Source organism: Deltaproteobacteria bacterium HGW-Deltaproteobacteria-6, assembly GCA_002840435.1.
Lineage (GTDB): Bacteria > Desulfobacterota > Syntrophia > Syntrophales > Smithellaceae > UBA8904.
In genome coordinates this window covers 66428-85628 of record PHAT01000009.1, presented here as the reverse complement: position 1 = coordinate 85628, position 19201 = coordinate 66428, and the positions used below count along the sequence as shown (strand labels likewise).

General features: G+C 52.1%; 19 protein-coding genes. 15 read left to right on the top strand and 4 right to left on the bottom strand.

All coding sequences use genetic code 11. The features are described 5' to 3' along the window. The first annotated feature begins 74 nt into the window (after nucleotides 1-74). On the top strand, nucleotides 75-2057 hold the full coding sequence (locus tag CVU71_17185; GenBank protein ID PKN17263.1) for a hypothetical protein: 1983 nt from the start codon (nucleotides 75-77) through the stop codon (nucleotides 2055-2057). 102 nt (nucleotides 2058-2159) lie between these two features. On the opposite strand, the gene CVU71_17180 is transcribed toward CVU71_17185, so the two are convergent. Continuing rightward, nucleotides 2160-3842: a transcriptional regulator gene (locus CVU71_17180; GenBank protein ID PKN17262.1), complete on the bottom strand. Its 1683-nt coding sequence runs from the start codon at nucleotides 3840-3842 to the stop codon at nucleotides 2160-2162. A gap of 218 nt (nucleotides 3843-4060) precedes the next feature. On the opposite strand from CVU71_17180, the gene CVU71_17175 reads away from it, so the two are divergent. The 6 genes from CVU71_17175 to CVU71_17150 all read left to right on the top strand — a co-directional run bounded on the left by CVU71_17175 (nucleotide 4061) and on the right by CVU71_17150 (nucleotide 10760). Continuing rightward, a complete protein-coding gene (locus CVU71_17175) occupies nucleotides 4061-4957 on the top strand; it encodes a 3-oxoacyl-ACP reductase (GenBank protein ID PKN17261.1) in 897 nt (298 codons plus the stop codon). Nucleotides 4958-5008: 51 nt separating this feature from the next. Further along, nucleotides 5009-6304, top strand: a complete 1296-nt coding sequence (locus CVU71_17170; GenBank protein PKN17260.1) for a thiolase — start codon at nucleotides 5009-5011, stop codon at nucleotides 6302-6304. Nucleotides 6305-6339: 35 nt separating this feature from the next. Continuing rightward, nucleotides 6340-7575 (top strand): hypothetical protein, encoded by a 1236-nt coding sequence (locus CVU71_17165; GenBank protein PKN17259.1) that lies wholly within the window; start codon nucleotides 6340-6342, stop codon nucleotides 7573-7575. 96 nt (nucleotides 7576-7671) lie between these two features. Beyond that, nucleotides 7672-8499 (top strand): short-chain dehydrogenase, encoded by an 828-nt coding sequence (locus CVU71_17160; protein ID PKN17258.1) that lies wholly within the window; start codon nucleotides 7672-7674, stop codon nucleotides 8497-8499. 32 nt (nucleotides 8500-8531) lie between these two features. Next, a complete protein-coding gene (locus tag CVU71_17155; GenBank protein PKN17257.1) occupies nucleotides 8532-9299 on the top strand; it encodes a 3-hydroxyacyl-CoA dehydrogenase in 768 nt (255 codons plus the stop codon). 105 nt (nucleotides 9300-9404) lie between these two features. Next, nucleotides 9405-10760, top strand: coding sequence for a hypothetical protein (locus tag CVU71_17150; protein PKN17256.1), 1356 nt, complete (start codon nucleotides 9405-9407; stop codon nucleotides 10758-10760). Nucleotides 10761-10907: 147 nt separating this feature from the next. Here the strand turns inward: CVU71_17150 and CVU71_17145 are convergent, their stop codons facing one another. Both CVU71_17145 and CVU71_17140 read right to left on the bottom strand, forming a co-directional pair. Continuing rightward, nucleotides 10908-11231 carry a hypothetical protein gene (locus CVU71_17145; GenBank protein ID PKN17255.1) on the bottom strand — a complete coding sequence of 108 codons (324 nt, stop codon included), beginning with the start codon at nucleotides 11229-11231 and terminating at the stop codon, nucleotides 10908-10910. A 19-nt stretch (nucleotides 11232-11250) separates the two neighbouring features. Then, nucleotides 11251-11442: a hypothetical protein gene (locus tag CVU71_17140; protein PKN17254.1), complete on the bottom strand. Its 192-nt coding sequence runs from the start codon at nucleotides 11440-11442 to the stop codon at nucleotides 11251-11253. 267 nt (nucleotides 11443-11709) lie between these two features. Between CVU71_17140 and CVU71_17135 the strand changes: the two genes are divergently transcribed. The 8 genes from CVU71_17135 (at nucleotide 11710) to CVU71_17100 (ending at nucleotide 17823) form a co-directional block, all read left to right on the top strand. After that, complete coding sequence (locus tag CVU71_17135; protein ID PKN17253.1) at nucleotides 11710-11991, top strand: hypothetical protein; 282 nt, start codon at nucleotides 11710-11712, stop codon at nucleotides 11989-11991. Between the two features lie 306 nt (nucleotides 11992-12297). Beyond that, nucleotides 12298-14340 (top strand): TonB-dependent receptor, encoded by a 2043-nt coding sequence (locus CVU71_17130; protein PKN17302.1) that lies wholly within the window; start codon nucleotides 12298-12300, stop codon nucleotides 14338-14340. Nucleotides 14341-14709: 369 nt separating this feature from the next. Next, nucleotides 14710-14982 carry a hypothetical protein gene (locus CVU71_17125; protein ID PKN17301.1) on the top strand — a complete coding sequence of 91 codons (273 nt, stop codon included), beginning with the start codon at nucleotides 14710-14712 and terminating at the stop codon, nucleotides 14980-14982. Next, complete coding sequence (locus CVU71_17120) at nucleotides 14921-15868, top strand: 4Fe-4S ferredoxin (GenBank protein PKN17252.1); 948 nt, start codon at nucleotides 14921-14923, stop codon at nucleotides 15866-15868. The genes CVU71_17125 and CVU71_17120 overlap by 62 nt, the downstream gene beginning before the upstream one ends. Continuing rightward, nucleotides 15865-16101 carry a hypothetical protein gene (locus CVU71_17115; protein ID PKN17251.1) on the top strand — a complete coding sequence of 79 codons (237 nt, stop codon included), beginning with the start codon at nucleotides 15865-15867 and terminating at the stop codon, nucleotides 16099-16101. Before CVU71_17120 ends, CVU71_17115 begins: the two co-directional genes overlap by 4 nt. Nucleotides 16102-16254: 153 nt before the next feature. After that, on the top strand, nucleotides 16255-16689 hold the full coding sequence (gene exbB, locus CVU71_17110; protein ID PKN17250.1) for a TonB-system energizer ExbB: 435 nt from the start codon (nucleotides 16255-16257) through the stop codon (nucleotides 16687-16689). Continuing rightward, entirely contained in the window at nucleotides 16670-17050 is a 381-nt protein-coding gene (locus CVU71_17105; protein ID PKN17249.1) for a biopolymer transporter ExbD, read from the top strand. The genes exbB and CVU71_17105 overlap by 20 nt, the downstream gene beginning before the upstream one ends. After that, a complete protein-coding gene (locus CVU71_17100) occupies nucleotides 17047-17823 on the top strand; it encodes a hypothetical protein (GenBank protein PKN17248.1) in 777 nt (258 codons plus the stop codon). The genes CVU71_17105 and CVU71_17100 overlap by 4 nt, the downstream gene beginning before the upstream one ends. Nucleotides 17824-17876: 53 nt before the next feature. On the opposite strand, the gene CVU71_17095 is transcribed toward CVU71_17100, so the two are convergent. Beyond that, nucleotides 17877-19196 (bottom strand): ribosome biogenesis GTPase Der, encoded by a 1320-nt coding sequence (locus tag CVU71_17095; protein ID PKN17247.1) that lies wholly within the window; start codon nucleotides 19194-19196, stop codon nucleotides 17877-17879. Nucleotides 19197-19201 lie beyond the last annotated feature (5 nt).

Sequence of the window (19201 nt, the reverse complement as noted above, 5' to 3'; positions counted from 1 at the left end):
CGGTTACGATATTAATGTATTACAAATGACGGCCTGGGAAAGCAAAAAACATTATAACGGGGGAGGATGATTTTATGAAGCACATGAAGATGGCAATCGTTTTGCTCATGGTTCTGATAACAGGCATTCCGGCAGGCCATGCGATGCCGTCATTGGCCGCCGATGCAAAGGCAGCCGATCCGCAAACCCGTGAAATGAACAGCCGTCTTCCGCAGGGGCTTTCCGAAAATGACCGCGAGGAAAACGAGTTGGCGGGAAGAGGCCTGATGATTTCCGATCCGTCGCTTTTGATCCGCACTGAAAAAGATAAGCCGGTCTGGGATGTGAAGCGCTATGACTTTCTTGCCGGGGATAAGCCTTCGCCGGACTCTGTCCATCCGGCATTGTGGCGTCACGCACGCCGCAATGCCATCCACGGCCTTTTCAAGGTTGCCGACGGCATCTACCAGGTGAGAGGATATGATGTTTCCAATATTACTTTCATTACGGGGAAAACGGGGTATATCGTTGTCGATCCGCTTGTCTCAGTGGAGACGGCCCGGGCGGCGCTCCATCTCTTCCATCAAAAACTTCCGAAGCGTCCTGTTGTAGCCGTCATTTATACGCACAGCCATGTGGACCATTGGGGCGGGGTGAGGGGCGTTGTTTCCGCCGAAGACCTCCAGGCGGGAAAAGTCAGAATTATTGCCCCTCAGGGGATAACGAACGAAATCATCAGCGAAAATTTGATGGCGGGGAACGCCATGATCCGCCGCGCGATGTACATGTTCGGTTCGACGCTGCCCAAGGGGCCGCAGGGCCAGGTGGACGCGGGCATGGGAAAGACGACGTCCAGCGGAACGGTCAGCTATGTTCCGCCGACCGAGGAAATCGTCTTGCCTGTTCAGGAAATGATGATCGACGGCGTGCGGTTTGTTTTCCAGCAGGTGCCCCGGACGGAAGCACCCGTGGAGGTGAATTTCTATCTGCCGGAGATGAGAGCGCTGTGCGTGGCTGAGAATGCCACGGCCAGTCTGCACAACCTGCTGACACCCCGCGGCGCTCAGGTGCGCGACGGACAGGCCTGGTCGAAGTCCATTGACGACACAATCGACCTCTTCGGCAGCGAGGCGGAGGTGTTTTTTGCCACTCACCTCTGGCCGCGCTTCGGGAATGAAAAGATCGTGAGCTATCTTCAAAATCAGCGCGACCTGTACAAATATATCCATGATCAGACGGTCCGGCTGATGAACCAGGGATACACGATGACGGAATGCGCCGAGATGATCTCGCTTCCGCAAAGCCTGGCAGGCCGGTGGTACAACCGTGATTTTTACGGGACGGTTAATTTTAATGTGAAAGCCGTGTACCAGCGGTATCTCGGCTGGTTTGACGCCAATCCCGCCCATCTTCATCCGCTTCCCCCGGTTGAAGCGGGCCGCAAATACGTGGAGTTCATGGGCGGATCACAGGCCGTTCTGGCGCGGGCGCGGGAAGATATGAAAAAAGGTGAGTACCGCTGGGCAGCCGAGGTGGTGAACCATGTGGTGTTTGCCGAGCCCGACAACCGGGAGGCGCGTGAACTGCAGGCCGACGCGCTGGAACAGCTGGGCTACCGGGCCGAATCTCCCATCTGGCGGAATTTTTACCTGGCCGGCGCCCGGGATCTGCGCAGCGGCGTCAACAGGAACATTCCCGTGCAGGCCAGGAGCCGGGACATCCTGCGCGGGATGGCGATGGATCAGTTCTTTGACCTGATGGCGGTTCGTTTAAACGGCCCCCGGGCGGAGGGTAAGCACATTACGGTCAACTGGGTGATGACGGATACCAAGGAAACCTACACATTGACACTGGCCAACAGCGTTTTGAATCATAAGAAGGGACGGCCGGCCTTAAACCCCGATGCCACCGTGATGCTTGACCGGCCGGTCCTGGATAAAATCACTGCCGGTGAGGCCACATTTCCCGGCCGGATTCTGGCCGGTGACATCAACATTCAGGGAAGAAAACTGAAGTTTCTGGAGATGATGTCCTGTCTGGACGAATTTGATCAATGGTTCAATATCGTGACGCCGTAGCGTTTCAGACCTTCGCAAAAGCTCTGGGTCGGAATGCAGGAGCCTGCTGTGGTTTTCAACCACATCCGGACAGGATAACTGCCTGCTGTTTCCCGGGAACACTCATTTGAGACGAACCCGGCCCTTGTTGATCTTCCTGTAGATCGTGGAAGGATTGACCCCCAGCAGCTCAGCCGTCTTTTCAATGCTGCCGGACTCCTGATAGGCGCGCTTGAAAAGAATTTCCTCCACTTTTTCCATCGCCTCTTTCAGCGGCATCAGGCGGGCGATGGAAATATCTTCTTCCTGCTCCGGTGTTTTTTTCATTTCCAGCTGGTTGACCAGATCATATTCCGCATCGCCGACCTCGTCCGAACCGGCGACAACGAGCAGCCTCTCGATGACGTTTTTCAGCTCCCGTACGTTGCCGGGCCAGTCGTAATGGTAGAAACGGGGAATCAGCGAGTTGGTGATTCTGATGTTGGTTCCGTACTTCAGGTTCAAGGTTTTCAGAAAGAAGCGGATCAGCGGCAGAATATCATCGCGCCGGTCCCTCAGCGGCGGAATATGGATCGGGACAACGCTCAAGCGATAGAAGAGGTCGCGTCGGAATCCGACCCCGTCCACAAGCTGATCCCGGGAGAGGTTGGTCGAAGCGATGATTCTCGCATCCGTTGGGATGGTCTTGTTGGATCCCACGCGCATATACTCATGTTCCTGAATGACCCGCAGGAGCTTGCTCTGCATCCCGAGGGGGAGTTCGCTGATTTCGTCCAGGAAGAGGGTTCCCTTCTCCGCTTCGTCAAACAGGCCTTTGCGTCCTCCTTTTTTTGCCCCCGTGAAGGCTCCCTCCTCGTAGCCGAAGAACTCCGATTCCAGAAGCTCGGAAGGAATGGCGGAACAGTTGACCCCGACAAACGGCCCCTGCGACCGGTTGCCTGACTGGTGGATCATCTTCGCGATCATTTCCTTACCCACGCCGGATTCCCCCCAGAGGAAGACCGGCGAATCAAATTTGCCCGCCTTGACCGCAACCTGAGCCACTCTCTTCATCTTTTCGCTGGAATAGACGATCTTGTCCCGTCCGAGAAGGACTTCGAGGGAGTTCAATCTTTTGTAATACTGGTCCTTCAGCGTCTCCGAACTGGACAGGTCACTTTCCAGCTGGATCATCCGGGTGACGTCCCGTCCCGTGCTGACCACCTTCCTGATCTTTCCGTGCTGGTCAAAAAAGGGGATGCTTTGATACTGAAGGGTTATTCCCGATCCATAAGTGACGTTCGTGTTCATCGGCTTTTTCGCTTTCAGCGCATTCAAGGAGGCCGCGTCCGACAGCGCGTGCTCTTCAACGAGTTCATGCAGGTCCCTGCCGATCCATTCCTTGGCGTCGACCCCGATATATTTGGACAGGGTATTATTGAGATGCTCCAATACCCCGTCCTGATCCACAATTCCGATCGCGACATCGATATAATCCAGGAAGGTGTCAAAATCCATCAGTTTCAGGATGTTCGCCATATCGAACAGATATAAACGGCTCTTCTTCTTACTGTCAAACCCGACCGGAAAAACCCTGATCCGCCGGGCCATCTTTCCGATCCTGATAGTTCGCGGTCCGTCTGACGGTTCGGGCTCTTCTTTTGCGAACAGGGGATCAATTTCAGCAATGGAGCTGATGGAATGGAGATCGGCAGAATGCAACAACGATTCCGCGGGGTCGTTCATCATCAGAATGTGCCCCTCTTCGTCTGCAAGTATTGCCGGATGGGCGATTTGCTTTAAAAAATCTTTTTCTAACGTTATCACGGATGTCCCCCAACCAAACGCTAAAATCAACGAAAATATTTGTCTTTTGCATCATGCAAGATATTTTTGCATAAAGCAAGGGATTTGGGGGTGCTAAAAAGCAAAATTTTATTAATATATAATTAAATCAATATATTAGATAAACGGCATGGGCATTGCATTTGGCAAGAATAAGATTGCAGAGAATCAGAAAAAGCAAAAAGACAGGAGGAAACAATATGAGTATCCGCTTCGACGAGCGCGTCGCGATCGTCACCGGCGCAGGAGCCGGGCTCGGTAGAAGTTACGCGCTGGAACTGGCCGCACGCGGCGCAAGGGTGGTGGTGAACGACCCCGGTGTTCTCCCCGATGGATCATCTCGCGCACTGAAGGTGGTAGAAGAGATCCGTGAACAGGGCGGCCGCGCCGTTGCCAATTGCGACAGTGTGGCGGACCGTGATGCTGCGGGAAAAATCGTCGCCGCCGCTATGGAAAGCTTTGGGCGGCTGGACATTCTTATTAATAATGCGGGGATTCTCAAGGACAAGAGCTTTCTCAAGATGCCCCTCGACGATTTCGAAGAGGTGCTGCGGGTTCATCTTCTCGGTGCCGTCTATCTCACGAAGGCGGCTTTTCCGATCATGCAACAGGCAAAATACGGCAGAATCCTGCTGACCACTTCCACCGCCGGTCTTTACGGCAATTTCGGGCAAACCAATTACGCCGCGGCCAAGCTGGGCCTGGTCGGGTTGATGAACGCCCTGAAACTGGAGGGGGCAAAATACGATATCACCGTGAACACCATCGCCCCTATCGCCGCAACGGGAATGGCGGGCGGAACTTTTCCGGCGGAGATTGCCGACAGAATCAAACCCGAACTGGTGGCGTCGATGGTCCTCTATCTTGTTTCCGATCAATGCCGGTCAACTGGGAAGATTTTGTCCGCCGGGGGCGGTTACTATTCCTGCGTGCAAATGAACGAGGGAAGCGGTGTGCGCTTCGCAGCCGGCGCGGCCGTCACGTTGGAGCAGATTGCCGAACGGTTCCCGGAAATCATCGCCATGAAAGATGCGCGCTATTATGAAAATGCGACAGAAAACGTCCTCAACATTCTGTCCTCTCTTGTTGAGAAATGAACGGATACCGTGAGGAATAATCATCAACCCATCAAAACATCAGGAGGATTTATGAAAGATCGAGTTTATATCATTGGTGTGGGCATGACCCCCATCGTCAAACAGGACGGCGGTTCTTTTGAACAGCAATGCGACATCGCCATTTCCGAAGCCATGGAGGACGCGGGCCTGAACCCTAAAGGCGATCAGGCTGCCATCGGCGGCATCTGGTACGGCAATTGCGCCCAGGGAATGCTCACGAGCCAGCACTGCATCCGCGGCCAGGTGATTCTCAGGCGGCTCGGCTTTGAGAGCATGCCCGTTGTGAATGTGGAAAACGCTTGCGCCACGGCCTCCACGGCCTTGAACCAGGCGATTCATTATGTGCTGGCGGGCGGGTCCGACCTGGCTTTGGCTGTCGGCATCGAAAAGGTGTTGCCCGATCTCAATAATCTGGAGGACCTCCCGGAGATCGTGGCCGCGCTTCCCTATATGACGCTTTCCGCTTTCTGGATGGGAAGCGAACAGGACAGGAAAAAGCTGTACATAGAGAAATGGCGGAAAGAAAAATCGGAAGTCCTCGGAATTCCCTATGAGGAAACGAATGTCGGCGGCGACCGGAGTCCCTTTATGGACTACTACGCCGTGAAGGCCATGAAGGTCATGAAGAAATACGGCTACACCCAGGAGCAACTGGCCAGGGTCTGCTCAAAGACTCACCATCACAGCACGATGAATCCCAAAGCCCAGTACCGGAAGGAAATATCCTGGGAGCAAATCATGGCAGACAAACCCATTACCTATCCCCTGACCCGTCCCATGTGCGCGCCGACGGGAGAGGGCTGTGCCGCCGCCATTGTCTGTTCCGAAAAATATCTCCGGGAACACCGGGACATAAAAGATCCGATTCTGGTCCTCGCATCGGTTCTGGTCTCCGGACGATCGCGGGGAGATTATGATCAGGATATTTCCGGGAGAGGCGCCGAGATTGCTTTTCAGCAGGCGGGGATTGAGCGGAAAGACATCGATGTCCTGGAACTGCATGATGCGACATCCTTCGGAGAAATTTATCAGACGGCCCAGGCCGGTTTCTGCAAATCGGAAGACGCCGGGGTTTACTGTTCTTCAGGAGCAACCACTTTGGGGGGCGATCTGCCGACCAACGTCAGCGGCGGTCTGATTTCGCGCGGCCATCCCGTCGGCTGCACCGGCCTTGCCCAGGCGTACGAACTGGTCACCCAGCTTCGGGGGCGCGCAGGAGAGAGGCAGGTGAAAGGGGCGAAGATCGGCATGCAGCTCAATGGCGGCGGTCTGATCGGCGTCGAAGAAGCGGCCCTGGGGGCTCACATCTACCGTAAAGCGGAATAAGCAACATGACAAAGATGAATTAGAGGAGGAAGACAATGGAGAACACTCTGCCTTTGCAGGGAATCAAGATACTTGATTTCAGTACATACGCCGCCGCACCGATCTGCGCGATGACGCTCGCGGACTGGGGCGCGGATGTGATCAAAATAGAATCGCTTTCAGGTGACATGTTCCGGTTTTTCGGCTTTATCATGGCCTGTCCGGTTCAGGACGACGACAATATTCAATTTGAATTGGATAACCGGAATAAGCGGGGAATTTCCCTGAATCTGAAAACCGACGAGGGAAAAGAAATTATAAATAAACTGTTGCAAACGGCGGATGTCCTCGTCACGAATTATCGTCCCAATGCGCTAACCAGCCTCGGCTTGGATTACGAAACGGTCTCCGGGAAAAATCCCCGACTTGTCTATGCCTACTTAAACGGATATGGCGATGCCGGCCCGGATAAGGAAAAACCGGGATTTGATCTGTCCGCCTACTTTGCCCGCTCCGGAATCCTGGTTGAAATGCCGGAACCGGGCAATCCTCCTCTGCCGGCTCTCGCTGGATTCGGGGACCATCCGACAGGCACCTTTCTGGCAGGAGGCATCTGCGCCGCCCTTCTGCAGCGGGAGAAAACCGGAAGGGGATGCAAGGTGCAGACGTCTCTTTTCAATACCGCCCTGTGGAACCTTCAGTTGAATATCGCTGCCGCCAACAACAACGCGCACCTTACCGACGAGGAATATAACAAGATCAGGACCAAGCGCAAACAACCCCGCTCCGGCCTGATGAATACGTATCAGTCAAAGGAGGGCCGATGGATTACCGTTATGGCCCTGGAATACAATCGCTACTGGAAACCCTTCGCTGAACTGGTGCTCGGGCGGCCGGACCTCGCGGATGATCCGCGTTTCAATAATCAAACGGCTGGGTTTCAGCATGGGGAAGAGCTGGCGGCTATTATTGACGAGACGTTCGGCAGCTTAACGGAGCATGAAATCGTTACACGGCTGAAAAAAGCCGATATTGCGCACGAAGTCAATCTCCGCTGGAAAGAGCTCAAGAACGATATTCAAGCCTTGGAAAACGGTTTTATTATCGAACACAAGATGCCGAGCGGACGCACGGATTGGATTATGGGCAATCCCGTGCGTTTCAATGGCGAGAAAACGTCGATCCGCAGACCTGCGCCGCGTTTGGGTGAGCACAATGACGAGATCCTGTCCGATCTGGGATACAGCGCCGAAAAGATTACCGCCTGGCGGGCCAATATGATCATCAAGTAGACAGAATTTCCTCCCGCGAGTTGTCTGCTCTGAAGTCCGGACGGTCGCGGGAAGGAGTTCGGAACATGATAAACATACCGATTATAAGGGGGGATCATGGAGAAAGCATCCGTTGTACTCATTTCCGGTTGTTCATCTGGAATCGGGCTGGCGCTGGCTCGTGAGTTTGCATCGCGCGGCTGCCGGGTGTTTGCCACGGCGCGAAAGCCTGAGGTGATTGAATCATTAAAGCAAGAAAAGATGGAAACCGCTGCGCTCGATGTAACGGATTCCGATTCCATCGAAGCCTGTGTTCGTGAAGTCATCGGCAAAGCCGGAAGAATCGATGTGCTGGTCAATAACGCCGGTTATATGCAGATGGGGCCGGTGATCGATATATCCACCGATGACCTGAGGCGTCAGTTCGACACCAACGTCTTCGGGGCCGCAGCGTTAACCCGGGCCGTTGCCCCGCATATGATCAAGAAGCGGTCCGGTCTGATCGTCAATATCGGCAGCGTGTCGGGCATCTGTGCTACTCCTTTTGCCGGCGTGTATTGCGCGACGAAAGCCGCCATGCACCTGCTTTCGGATTCCCTGCGTATGGAACTGGCGCCCTTTAACATTGCGGTCATTGTGGTTCAGGTCGGCGCCATCAAGTCCAATATTGGAGAAGCCGCCATCAAGAACATCATCGAAACAAAAAATTCCGTCTACGCCCCGCTGATTGAATATATCAAAGCAAGGGCGGTTGCCTCGCAAAAAGACCCGACGCCGGCCGAAGAATTTTCAAAAGTGCTGGTCGGTAAACTATCCCGGGCAAAGATTCCCAAAATCATTCGCATTGGCAAGGAATCCAAACGGATGCCGTTCTATAAAAAACTGCCGGTGGATCTGGTTGACCGGCTGATGAGTAAAGCATTCGGACTGGATAAACTAAAATAAGAGGACGCAGATAAGTAAAGGAGGAAAACACCTTGGAAATTAAGAATTGCACAGTCCTGATAACAGGCGGAGCTTCCGGACTCGGGGCCGCGACCGTCAGGCAAATCGTTAAGGCCGGAGGAAATGTTGCCATTTTTGATGTGCAGCAGGAAAAAGGCGCAGCTCTGGCTGCCGAGTTGGGAGATCAGGTTATTTTTTGTTTAACGGATGTCACCAACGAAGAAAGTATCCATAACAGCATTGCCAGAGCCAGAGAGCAATTCGGCGCTATTCATGGCTGTGTCAATGCCGCCGGTTGCGGCTGGACGGAAAGAACCGTTTCGAAAAGCGGTGCGCATTCCTTTCCGGTTTTTGAACAAATCGTTCGGCTTAACCTTCTGGGCACTTTCAATGTGGCCAGCAGGGCGGCGCAGGCCATGCGTGACAATGTGCCGAATGAAGCAGGTGAACGGGGAGTGATCGTCAATGTGGCAAGCGTCGCCGCCTTTGACGGGCAGATAGGACAGGTGGCCTACGCGGCCTCAAAAGGCGCAGTAGTCAGCATGACCCTGCCCATGGCCCGCGACCTGGCTGTTCTGGGAATTCGCGTTATGGCTGTCGCCCCGGGAATGTTTCAAACACCGCTTCTGGCAATGTTGCCCCCGGAAGCCCTGAACGCATTAAACGCTTCTGTTCCTTTTCCCCGGAGAATCGGCAAACCGGAAGAATTCGCCATCCTTGTGGAACACATTATTCAGAATCCCTATCTGAATGGCGAGGTCATCAGGCTGGACGGCGCCCTGCGCATGGCTCCGAAATAGAGAAGACATTGTCCTTTGCATGAGGGACAAAATCAGACGGATCTTGCTGCGGTCAAATGCCACTGAGCAATCGGGAGTTGTGTTTCGTTTGAGCGAAGCCTGCGCATGTTTTTTTGCAAAGAAGTTGAATTCACAAGTGACAACAAAAACGGTTACACGAGGAGGATACGGATGATTACAAAAAGCGCCGCAAAGAAATTTGACATAAGCAGGTTATCGGCCTGGTATATTGTCATCATATGTTCACTGCTTTACACGGTCAATTATATGGATCGCCAGGTGTTGTCCATCACCACTGAATTTATCAAAAAAGATCTCGGTCTATCCGATTCACAAATCGGCATCATCCAGACGCTTTTTTTTCTGAGCATGGCGTTTTTCGCTTTTCCGGCAGCTTACCTGGTGGACCGCTGGAGCAGAAAAAAAACCGTCTCCGTTATGGCCCTGGTCTGGAGCGGCTTTACCTTTATGACGGGAATGGGGAAAAGCTTTCTGGGTATTTTAATACCCCGCTTCCTGGTTGGCGTTGGAGAAGCAGGCTTTACTTCGGGGGGGACGCCGCTCATTGGCGCTTCCTTTCCCGATAAAGGCCGAAGTCTGGTAATGGGCATTTTTAACATGGCGGTCCCGCTGGGATCCGCTCTGGGGCTCATCATCGGCGGCGCGATCTCCGTGAAATACGGATGGAGGATGGCCTTCTACGTCTTTGCCGTTCCCGGTATCATACTGGCTTTGCTGGCTCTCTACATGAAAGACTACAAGACCGTAAGGAACATTGACGAATTTGGTCAGAAAATAAGCTTTTTCCGGTCGGCTGTCTCTCTGTTTTCGATACCGACTTTAAAATGGCTGTATATTGGATTTGGTTTGCAAAATTTCATGTGTTTCGCATTTCTTGTCTGGGCTGCGCCGCTGGTCATGCGGACAAACGGCGTGGATGCGCAGAAGGCCGGAATGCTGGTCGGCATCATCGGTCTCATGGCGATTTTCGGCGCCATATTCGGCGGCCTGGCGGCGGACCTGTGGCAAAAGAAGAATCCAAGAGGGCGTATGCTCACGGCGGCAACATCGCTCTTGATCGCGACAGTGCTGTTTTTTTTCATGATCTATTATGACGTGCGCGGTTTGGGTTATGCCATTGGCATTCTCTACGGCATTTTCTCGATTTTTCCCGTGCCGTCCATCAGCGCGGCGACTCAGGATGTTACACCGCCCAGTTTAAAAGGCGTTTCGTGGGGGATGGCTGTTTTCTGCTGTTATGTTTTCGGCGGCGCCTGGTCGCCTCTTCTTGTGGGAGCAATATCCGACGGACTGGGAGGCGGCGCCTACGGCATTAAAATCGGATTATTGTTAACAACGCTGGGAGGGCTCGCCGGCGCATTTTTCTACTGGCTCAGCGCCCGGCACTATTCGACCGACATGGAAAAAGCCCAGAAACACATCCTCGAAGAAGCGGACTAGCGCGAGCTTACACAAGTCCGCCTCCTGTCACTCCGGCCGCAGGAAGAAATTGTTATTGATTCAGATGGGTCAAAACGTCTTCCTGCGGTTGATAACAACGACGATGTCGAAGCGACCAAAAGCATGAGATGGCCGGCGGAAACGGTGTCAGCGCTTTTTGCGGAAGATCAGTTTGAGCGGCACTTTGTCGAAGCCGAATTCTTCGCGGATGGAATTCATCAGATAGCGTTCATAGGAAAAATGGGCGCCTTTGGCGTGGGGGACAAAGAAAACAAAGGTGGGCGGTTTGATGCCGGTTTGCGTCGCGTAAGAAATGCCCATGGCCCGGTTCTGAAAACGCGCCATCGGATTTTTCCGGACGGATCTTTCCACCAGATCATTGAGCGGCGAGGTTCCCACCCGTTTGGTATATTGTGCATAAACGTCATTGATGACGTCAAATATTTTCAGCGCCCGTTGTCCGGTTTGTATCTGCTTTGGTAGGGTTTAGCTACCAATCGCCTCCCCATATATAACCATTGTTTATTGATCCTGTTTTGCTTATGCTTATGATAAGAGCGTTTATGTTTACCGAATAGGAGACGGCAACTTGGCTATCCGGAAAAAAATAAATTATTTTCTGATACTGTTTTTTTTCTTTTCTGTCTTTCTGGGAAGCAACCATCACTTTTGTCAATATCATTCACATGAAAGCTCCATTTGCACCTTCAGCCATTCGATGGTTTTTTTAACGCCGGAAAATGAAGCTGATACTATCCAACCGCCCTCTTATGCATCAATGTTCTTTCCATCCGTGGCCTCAGTCCCGGATTGTATCACATCGATCACATGCTTAAGAGGTCGTGCGCCGCCTCTGTCTTCCTGAAAATACCTTATTAATCATTGTCTGAATTGTTCTCAACCGGAAACGGCTGTCATGAGCTGAATACTGATTGGTCAAAGAGGGTCCATGAAAAAGCGGATGATCATTTTGCTGGCCATTCTTGCCTTTTTGGGCTGCGCCACGGAACAAAATAATAAACCGGAAGTCGTTTTAAACGAAGTAAAAATCGGCGAAGCGGTTTATGTCTGCGGCTGCCCCATGATGTGCTGCAATAGCATTTCCCGCAGTCCGGGGCGTTGTTCCTGCAATGTTCCTTTGAAGCTGGGGACCGTTTCCCGGATCAGGGACGGCAGGGTTTATGTAGCAGTTTCCGGTCGTGAGAAAGCGTTTCTTCTAACAAAAAAGTAATAGGGCGCTGAAGGTTTCACTCGTTCCGGCTGTTTTGTACAGCGGCGTTGGATTTCAGGTGAAGCTGATTCATGGAAGGTAAAGAAGGGATCTTTTAAAAGAGACGCCCTTCTCAAGATAAAAATATATTCAACGCAACGAATCGAAGCCGCCCAGAGTGGCTTTGCCGCTTGTGTTGTGCCTTCCAATCAGCTTTGCGCTGCAAGTCCTGTCGGTTCTTCCTGCGGGAAATACCTTTCGTCGCCTCCAACAAGGAGGTTATAGTTCATGAAGGCACTATTCTGCCCTTTCATTGTCTTTATATTGATGCATGCTTTCTTTTACGCTTACGCCGCAGAGCCCGGGAATAAGCAGATGGATCTTGAGGAAGTTGTAGTTACCGCAACCAGGACAGAAAGGACAACTGAAGAAATTCCCGCAGGCGTGAGTGTGGTCACCAAAGAAAAAATAAATGACACGAGAATGTTCAACCTGAAAGAGGCCCTGACAGGAATTCCCGGTGTGCAGTCCGAATCGAAAAACGGAGGATATGATGCCCGACTGATCATCCGGGGCGCCGGTCTAAAGGCCAGATACGGTGTCCGGGAGATTATGATCCTGCTCGACGGCGTACCGATTACCGACCCCGACGGTATGTCCCGGCTGGATTTTGTTGATTCCGAGATGGTCGAGAGGATCGACGTTGTGAAAGGACCGAATTCAACGCTTTACGGGGCAAACGCCACCGGAGGTGTTATCAACATCATTACCAAAAGTCTTTTTGAAGAGACCAAAAGCGTCAAGGTTGGATACGGAAGCAATAATACGCAATTGTATAATGGAACATATGGGACGCATTTCAAGAATACCTATATTTCCGCTACCGGGAGCCGCCGGTCCAACGATTCCTGGCGGCAATGGAATGAATTCAGCACGAATCAGGGCAGCCTGAAAGTAGGACAGGTCTTCAGTGAAAAAGTTATGGTGGAAGGAAATATTTCACTGACCAAGGCGGATCTGCAATTGCCGGGAACGCTCACGAAAGCCCAATACGATAACGATATCAGTCAGCTCACCTCCGAACAATGGAGAAATTCGGGCAGGTACAGCAATATTCTTTATTCCAGTCTTAAAGCGGAAATAGCAGTGGATAATATCAAATTCAAACCGCTCGCTTATTTCCAGAAATGGGACCACTACCATCCGGTAACCGGCCTGATCAATGACGGGGGCGCCAGCGTTTATGGTGCCGATCTTCAAACCGACATTAAACATACGATCTGGGGGATGAAAGGTATCGCCACGATGGGCATCGCCGGGCAGATGGACAAGACCGACAGTGATAAATATACCTATAGAGATTTTGTGACAAGTCCGACCGGACGGTTGCTCTATACGACCTCGGATGAAAAAGGGAATTTTGCGGAAAATGGAAAAGACACCATCAGCAAATGGGGTGTGTACCTGCAGGAATCATTAAGGCCAACCGACAAATGGATCATCGACACCGGTATCCGGTATGACCAGGTCCTCTTTGACCTCCATACGGAGCAATTCCGCGAATACAATTACGCGACAGCCCGGTATGTAACCAATCGTGAAACGATTATCAGGGATAAATCTTTTGAGCACATAAGTCCACGAATCGGTGTTGTCTATAAACTGACGCCAATCATTAACCTGTACAGTAACATATCGACAGGTTTCCAGACGCCTCAGACGTCTGAGTTGAGTTTAAATCCCGATCTTGTGCCGTCCGAAACCTACAATTATGAAACCGGTTTTAAGGCACGGTTTAAGGGCGGCCACAGCATCGATTTGGCCCTCTTCTATATTAATGTGAAGGATGACATCGTTCAGACGCAACTGCCTGATAACCAATCCTCATACAGCAACGCGGGTGAAACGAGGAAAAAAGGACTGGAATTATCGGCGCAGGTTCAGGCGCTTAAAGGCCTGCATTTCGGAGGCGCCTATACTTACAGCGATTTCACCTTTGCGGAATTCAATGAGGTAATCAACGGGACGAACTTCCGCAGGGACGGCAACCGGCTTCCTTACATTCCCAGGCACCAGTACGCTCTGTTTACTGCGTACAAGCATTCATCGGGATTCCGGGCCAGGATGGAAACAAACACCTGGGGAGAATATGAAGTGGATAACGCCAATTCGGAAACCTACAAGGGCTATTCCCTCATTACCAATGCACTGGTCGGTTATGAATGGAAGGGTTTGGATATGACGCTGGATGCCTATAATATTTTCAATACACGCTATGCCGTTGAAGTCACCAAGGACTCTGGGGGAGCGGCGAGGTATCGACCGGGTGGCCCCTGCACATTAATGGCCAGAATCAGCTATAAATTTTGAGGAGGTCCAGTGAAAACCAAAACCATTATTTTCTTTATTGTGGCCTTCGCGATATCGTTTCTGGCGGCGACTTACAAGTGGGGTGATTCGGCTCACTCCATCGGGCTTATCACGCAGGCAGGCGGCAAAGCTAGGCATCCGGCCTATCTCGAGAGCGGGGAGGACGGGTACATGCTGATTGCCACGGCCACCGTCATCGGGTCATACAGAGGTAATGCGAGGGTCATTCTGGAAGGCGAACCCTCCATGGACCATCAGATTTATTTTTCGGCGCCTGTCGTGGATCTCGGTCTTCGCCGGAGTCCGGAATTCAAAAATAATATCCTCTATCATCTTGAACCGAAAGACAGAGTTGCCCTGTGGGTGTCTATGAAGCCGCCCCGGATAGACCCGGTCTGCGGTATGGCGTATGCGGAAGGCTTCACGAAGCACTTTTATGAAGGCCGCGAATATGTCTTTTGCTCGGAAGGCTGCGCCAATGCGTTCAAAAATAATCCGGTAAAGTACGCCGGGAACAGCGGCGTCAGGGGGCGTTACAGCCTGGCCTTTTACGACACAAGCACCAACCGGTTGGTGCTCAATGTGCCGATCATCTTCCAGGGAAAGGAGGGAGCAAAACATGCCGGATCTCACGACCACTAAGAAATTATTTTTCGTCAATAAAAGGACCTGGATATTGATTCTTGGCATCATTCTGTTTATGCCGCCTCTTTCGTTTCTGTTTCAGATCACTCAGGACAGCAGCTTCTGCGGGAGCTGGTGTCCGCGCATGTTTTTTACGTGGCGTAACGGCATAACCGGCGGCGCGTTTCTGATGGGGATGGCCAGGAGCTTCATGGGTGTCGCCCTGGTCATGGGTGTTCTGGTCAGCACATTCTTCCTGGGGCGCATCTGGTGCAGTCACCTCTGTCCGGTGGGCGGCGCATCGGAACTGGGCAGCCGGCTTGTTCCACAAAAAATTAAAATCCGTCTGGATGCCATTCCCGCATCCCCGGTGCGCTATGGTTATCTGACGGCTTATCTTCTTCTCCCCGCCCTCGGTCTGGGAAGCCTCTGCTGTTCGTATTGTAATTTTGCAACGGTTCCAAGGATGTTCGGCGCGGCCTTTTCTCAGGCGGACATGGCCTTCTTTTTTCGTTCCGCCGGTGTGATCAATCTGGGACTCCTGGTGGGCCTGGGCTTTATGGCCAAAGGAGGCAGAGGCTACTGTAATCTCCTGTGCCCCGTGGGAGCACTCGATTCTCTCATCAACAGGCTGGGAGATAAATATGGCCGGAGATTTCGGGTAATCCCGGATCGTTGCAATGGCTGCGGTCTTTGTAGGGGCGCCTGCCCGGTCTGGGCTATTGATGTCGGTGCAAAAGCCCGCATCAACCAGTTTTCCTGTCTGCCGTGCGGCTCATGCCTGAAAGCATGCCCGCAGCAGGCCATTCGATATGGATTGAAAAAAGAGATTGGTGCAGACCGCGTCCAGGATGCTCCGCCCTATTCTCTAATCCATCCTGACGGAAAGGATTTTGCCGTATGAAAAAATGGGGGCGTAAAATTCTGGTTTTTCTGACGGCGCTGGGTACAACCTTTGCGGCCATTTTCCCTGCCGCCGGCTGTACCGGTGGCTGCGCAAACTGCTTTCAGTGCGCGGGCTTTGGCGGTGCTGCAGCCATTCTGATGGCCATGGGTGCGATGGGAAGAAAAAGCAGGGCGACGACTTGCGCGATTCCGCCGAAACAAGGATGCATTGAGGGTCGGATAAACAAATGACATTGGACCTATGCAAATAATATTGACTCAAAATGAACATGAGGCGGTGAACCGCGGGAAATGCAGGAAACAGGCATGGTCCCGGGGGCTGCGTCCTGCATGCTGCAGGCCCCCGAATCCGCCTCATAATAATGAATATCATGGAGAAAAAATATGGAATGGCTGAAAGGGGTTGTTGATTATGGCGTGATCGGTCTTCTGGTGACGATGAGTCTCATTGCTCTGGCTGTCGCTATCGAGAGACGCCTTTACTATAGAAGGCTGATCCTCGATGAGTTTACGGACAAAAAATCCCTGGAGCTGGCGCTTACCCGAAAGCTTCATATTCTGGCGACCATTGCGAGCAATGCACCGTATATCGGCCTGCTCGGGACGGTTCTGGGTATCATGCTGACTTTTTACACGATGGGTCATGACGGTTTTATGGATACCGGCAAGATTATGGTGGGGCTCGCCCTGGCGATGAAAGCGACGGCAGTCGGACTCATGGTGGCTATCCCGATTTTAACCTTTTACAATTTTCTGGTGAGACAGGCCAAAGAACTCGTCTTTGAATGGGAGATTAAAAATGGAAGAAAAGGAATTTGATTACATCAACGTTATTCCGTTTATTGATATCATGCTGGTGCTGCTGACCATTGTTCTGACGACATCAACGTTCATTGCCCGGGGGGCTATCCCACTGGAACTGCCCGGTTCAACCAGTCGTGAAACAGGCGCCCTTAAAACCATATCAATTGAGATTGACCGCCGGGGGGCTGTTTATTTAAACACGAAACCTGTTCCGCTCACTAAACTTACCGATGAAATCCGGTCATTCAGCGCGGAGATGCCCGTCCTGATTCATGCCGACAGGGGAATTGCCCTGCAGGTATTCGTTGATGTGATGGATGTGATCAAGAATAGGGGGTTCAAAAAAATAAGTCTGCAAACGGAAGTGAAAAAATGACATTACAAATAAAAGGTGTTGTCTGGTCGATCGGTATTCACGGAATAGTTATCCTGGCTTTTTTCCTGTTGCAATATTTCACCGTCGTAAAGAACAAGACCATGATTATTGACTTCACCTTTGCCGGCGTTCATGAATCTTCCGCGATGGATCAGTCTTCATTGCATCAGAAGACAAGCGTGCGACAGCCGCCGGACGAAGCTCTGCCGCAAAAAGCGATTACCCGGCAACAGAGCGTTCCTCGTTCCCAGCCCCATAAAGCCGCTTTGGCGGAATTATCCCGGGCTGATCATGTGGCGCAGGCCTTTGAAAACACCAACCGGGAGACTGCGGTGCAAACGCTTTTGCCGGTTTCGGCGAGCGGTTCAGGAGACCGTCCGGCAGTGGATGGTTCTGACCGGACGGCAGCAGCCGATTCATCCCGGAGCGGCGCCGATACCTCAAGGGCCGTTCAATCTTCACCGGGACGCCCGGATAGCATAGAACAATCGAGAGCGGTATATCTCAAAGAACATTTCGTTTATATACGTGACAAGATCACGGGCAGCATTTTATATCCGGAGATTGCGCGAAAGATGGGCTGGCGCGGACAGGTCAGGATCGCTTTCGTTGTTTGCGAAGACGGCGGCGTCCGCGACGTAAGAGTCATCGATGGTTCAGGATTTTCCATGCTGGATCGTAATGCGATTGACACGGTGAAAAATGTTGCGCCTTTCCCCAAACCTCCCGTCAGAGCGGAAATAAGAATGGCCGTGACGTATCGATTAAATTGAGCGGCAAGCGCGCTGCTCACAAACATTTACTCCGTTGGGCAAAATGACCGGTATTATCTCTTTTTGCGGAAGATCAGTTTGAGCGGCACTTTGTCGAAGCCGAATTCTTCGCGGATGGAATTCATCAGATAGCGTTCATAGGAAAAATGGACGCCTTTGGCGTGGGGGACAAAGAAAACAAAGGTGGGCGGTTTAATGCCGGTTTGCGTCGCGTAAGAAATGCCCATGGCCCGGTTCTGAAAACGCGCCATCGGATTTTTCCGGACGGATTTTTCCACCAGATCATTGAGCGGCGAGGTTCCCACCCGTTTGGTATATTGTGCATAAACGTCATTGATGACGTCAAATATTTTCGGCGCCCGTTGTCCGGTCAGCGCGGAAATAAAAATGATCGGAGCAAAATCCATGAACTTGATTTGATCATGAATTTTTTCAACAAACTTGCCCACGGTGGCATTGTCTTTTTCGATTTTATCCCATTTGTTGACGACAATAATACAGGCCTTCCCGCGTTCGTAAGCCAGACCGACAATTTTAGCGTCCTGTTCGGTGATGCCTTCTTCCGCGTCAATCAACACGAGGGCGATGTCACAGCGGTTGATTGTCTTTAACGCCTGGACGACGCTGTATTGCTCCAGCGTCAGGCTGATCTTGTTTTTCCGGCGGATCCCTGCCGTGTCAATCAGGAGATATTGTTTGCCGTGTACCTTGATGGTCGTGTCGATGGCGTCGCGCGTAGTGCCGGGTGTGGGGTTGGCGATGCTTCTTTCCTTGCCGGAAATCAGATTGATGAGTGATGATTTGCCGACGTTGGGCTTGCCGACAATCGCCACCGCAATGGGCTCTTCCTCATCGCCTTTGCTCTCAATAGCCTGGGGAAAACCCTCCGTCAGCACCGCCAGCAGTTCATCGACGCCTAATCCGTGTTGAGCGGAGATCGGATAAATTTCATCGATGCCCAGCCGGTAGAATTCGGTGAGCAATTCTTCATGCCGCGCGCCGTCCACTTTGTTGGCGGCGTAAAATACATTTTTGCTTCTGCTGCGCAGTTGACGCGCTATTTCGATGTCCGTCGGAGTGAGGCCGGCTTTGCCGTCCATCAGGAAAATGATCACGTCCGCTTCTTCAATGGCCAGGTTCGTCTGTTCGCGCATCTGGATCAAAATGCGCTCTTCCGTGACGGGTTCAAATCCGCCGGTGTCAATCAGGGTGAAAGCCTTATCGTTCCAGACGCAATCCATATAGTTGCGGTCACGTGTGGCGCCCGGTTCGTCGATGACGATGGCTTTCTGCTTTCCCGCAATACGGTTGAAAAGCGTTGATTTGCCCACATTGGGGCGGCCGACAATGGCGATGACGGGTTTTGCCTGCATGGAAA

Coding starts and splice junctions, on each gene's coding strand:
- CVU71_17160 (PKN17258.1), top strand. CDS start 7,672: ATGGAGAAAGCATCCGTTGTACTCATTTCCGGTTGTTCATCTGGAATC.
- CVU71_17165 (PKN17259.1), top strand. CDS start 6,340: ATGGAGAACACTCTGCCTTTGCAGGGAATCAAGATACTTGATTTCAGT.
- CVU71_17095 (PKN17247.1), bottom strand. CDS start 19,196: ATGCAGGCAAAACCCGTCATCGCCATTGTCGGCCGCCCCAATGTGGGC.
- CVU71_17185 (PKN17263.1), top strand. CDS start 75: ATGAAGCACATGAAGATGGCAATCGTTTTGCTCATGGTTCTGATAACA.
- CVU71_17120 (PKN17252.1), top strand. CDS start 14,921: ATGTGCCGATCATCTTCCAGGGAAAGGAGGGAGCAAAACATGCCGGAT.
- CVU71_17175 (PKN17261.1), top strand. CDS start 4,061: ATGAGTATCCGCTTCGACGAGCGCGTCGCGATCGTCACCGGCGCAGGA.
- CVU71_17105 (PKN17249.1), top strand. CDS start 16,670: ATGGAAGAAAAGGAATTTGATTACATCAACGTTATTCCGTTTATTGAT.
- CVU71_17130 (PKN17302.1), top strand. CDS start 12,298: ATGCATGCTTTCTTTTACGCTTACGCCGCAGAGCCCGGGAATAAGCAG.
- CVU71_17100 (PKN17248.1), top strand. CDS start 17,047: ATGACATTACAAATAAAAGGTGTTGTCTGGTCGATCGGTATTCACGGA.
- CVU71_17135 (PKN17253.1), top strand. CDS start 11,710: ATGAAAAAGCGGATGATCATTTTGCTGGCCATTCTTGCCTTTTTGGGC.
- CVU71_17170 (PKN17260.1), top strand. CDS start 5,009: ATGAAAGATCGAGTTTATATCATTGGTGTGGGCATGACCCCCATCGTC.
- CVU71_17125 (PKN17301.1), top strand. CDS start 14,710: ATGAAGCCGCCCCGGATAGACCCGGTCTGCGGTATGGCGTATGCGGAA.
- CVU71_17140 (PKN17254.1), bottom strand. CDS start 11,442: ATGATATTGACAAAAGTGATGGTTGCTTCCCAGAAAGACAGAAAAGAA.
- CVU71_17150 (PKN17256.1), top strand. CDS start 9,405: ATGTTTTTTTGCAAAGAAGTTGAATTCACAAGTGACAACAAAAACGGT.
- CVU71_17115 (PKN17251.1), top strand. CDS start 15,865: ATGAAAAAATGGGGGCGTAAAATTCTGGTTTTTCTGACGGCGCTGGGT.
- exbB (PKN17250.1), top strand. CDS start 16,255: ATGGAATGGCTGAAAGGGGTTGTTGATTATGGCGTGATCGGTCTTCTG.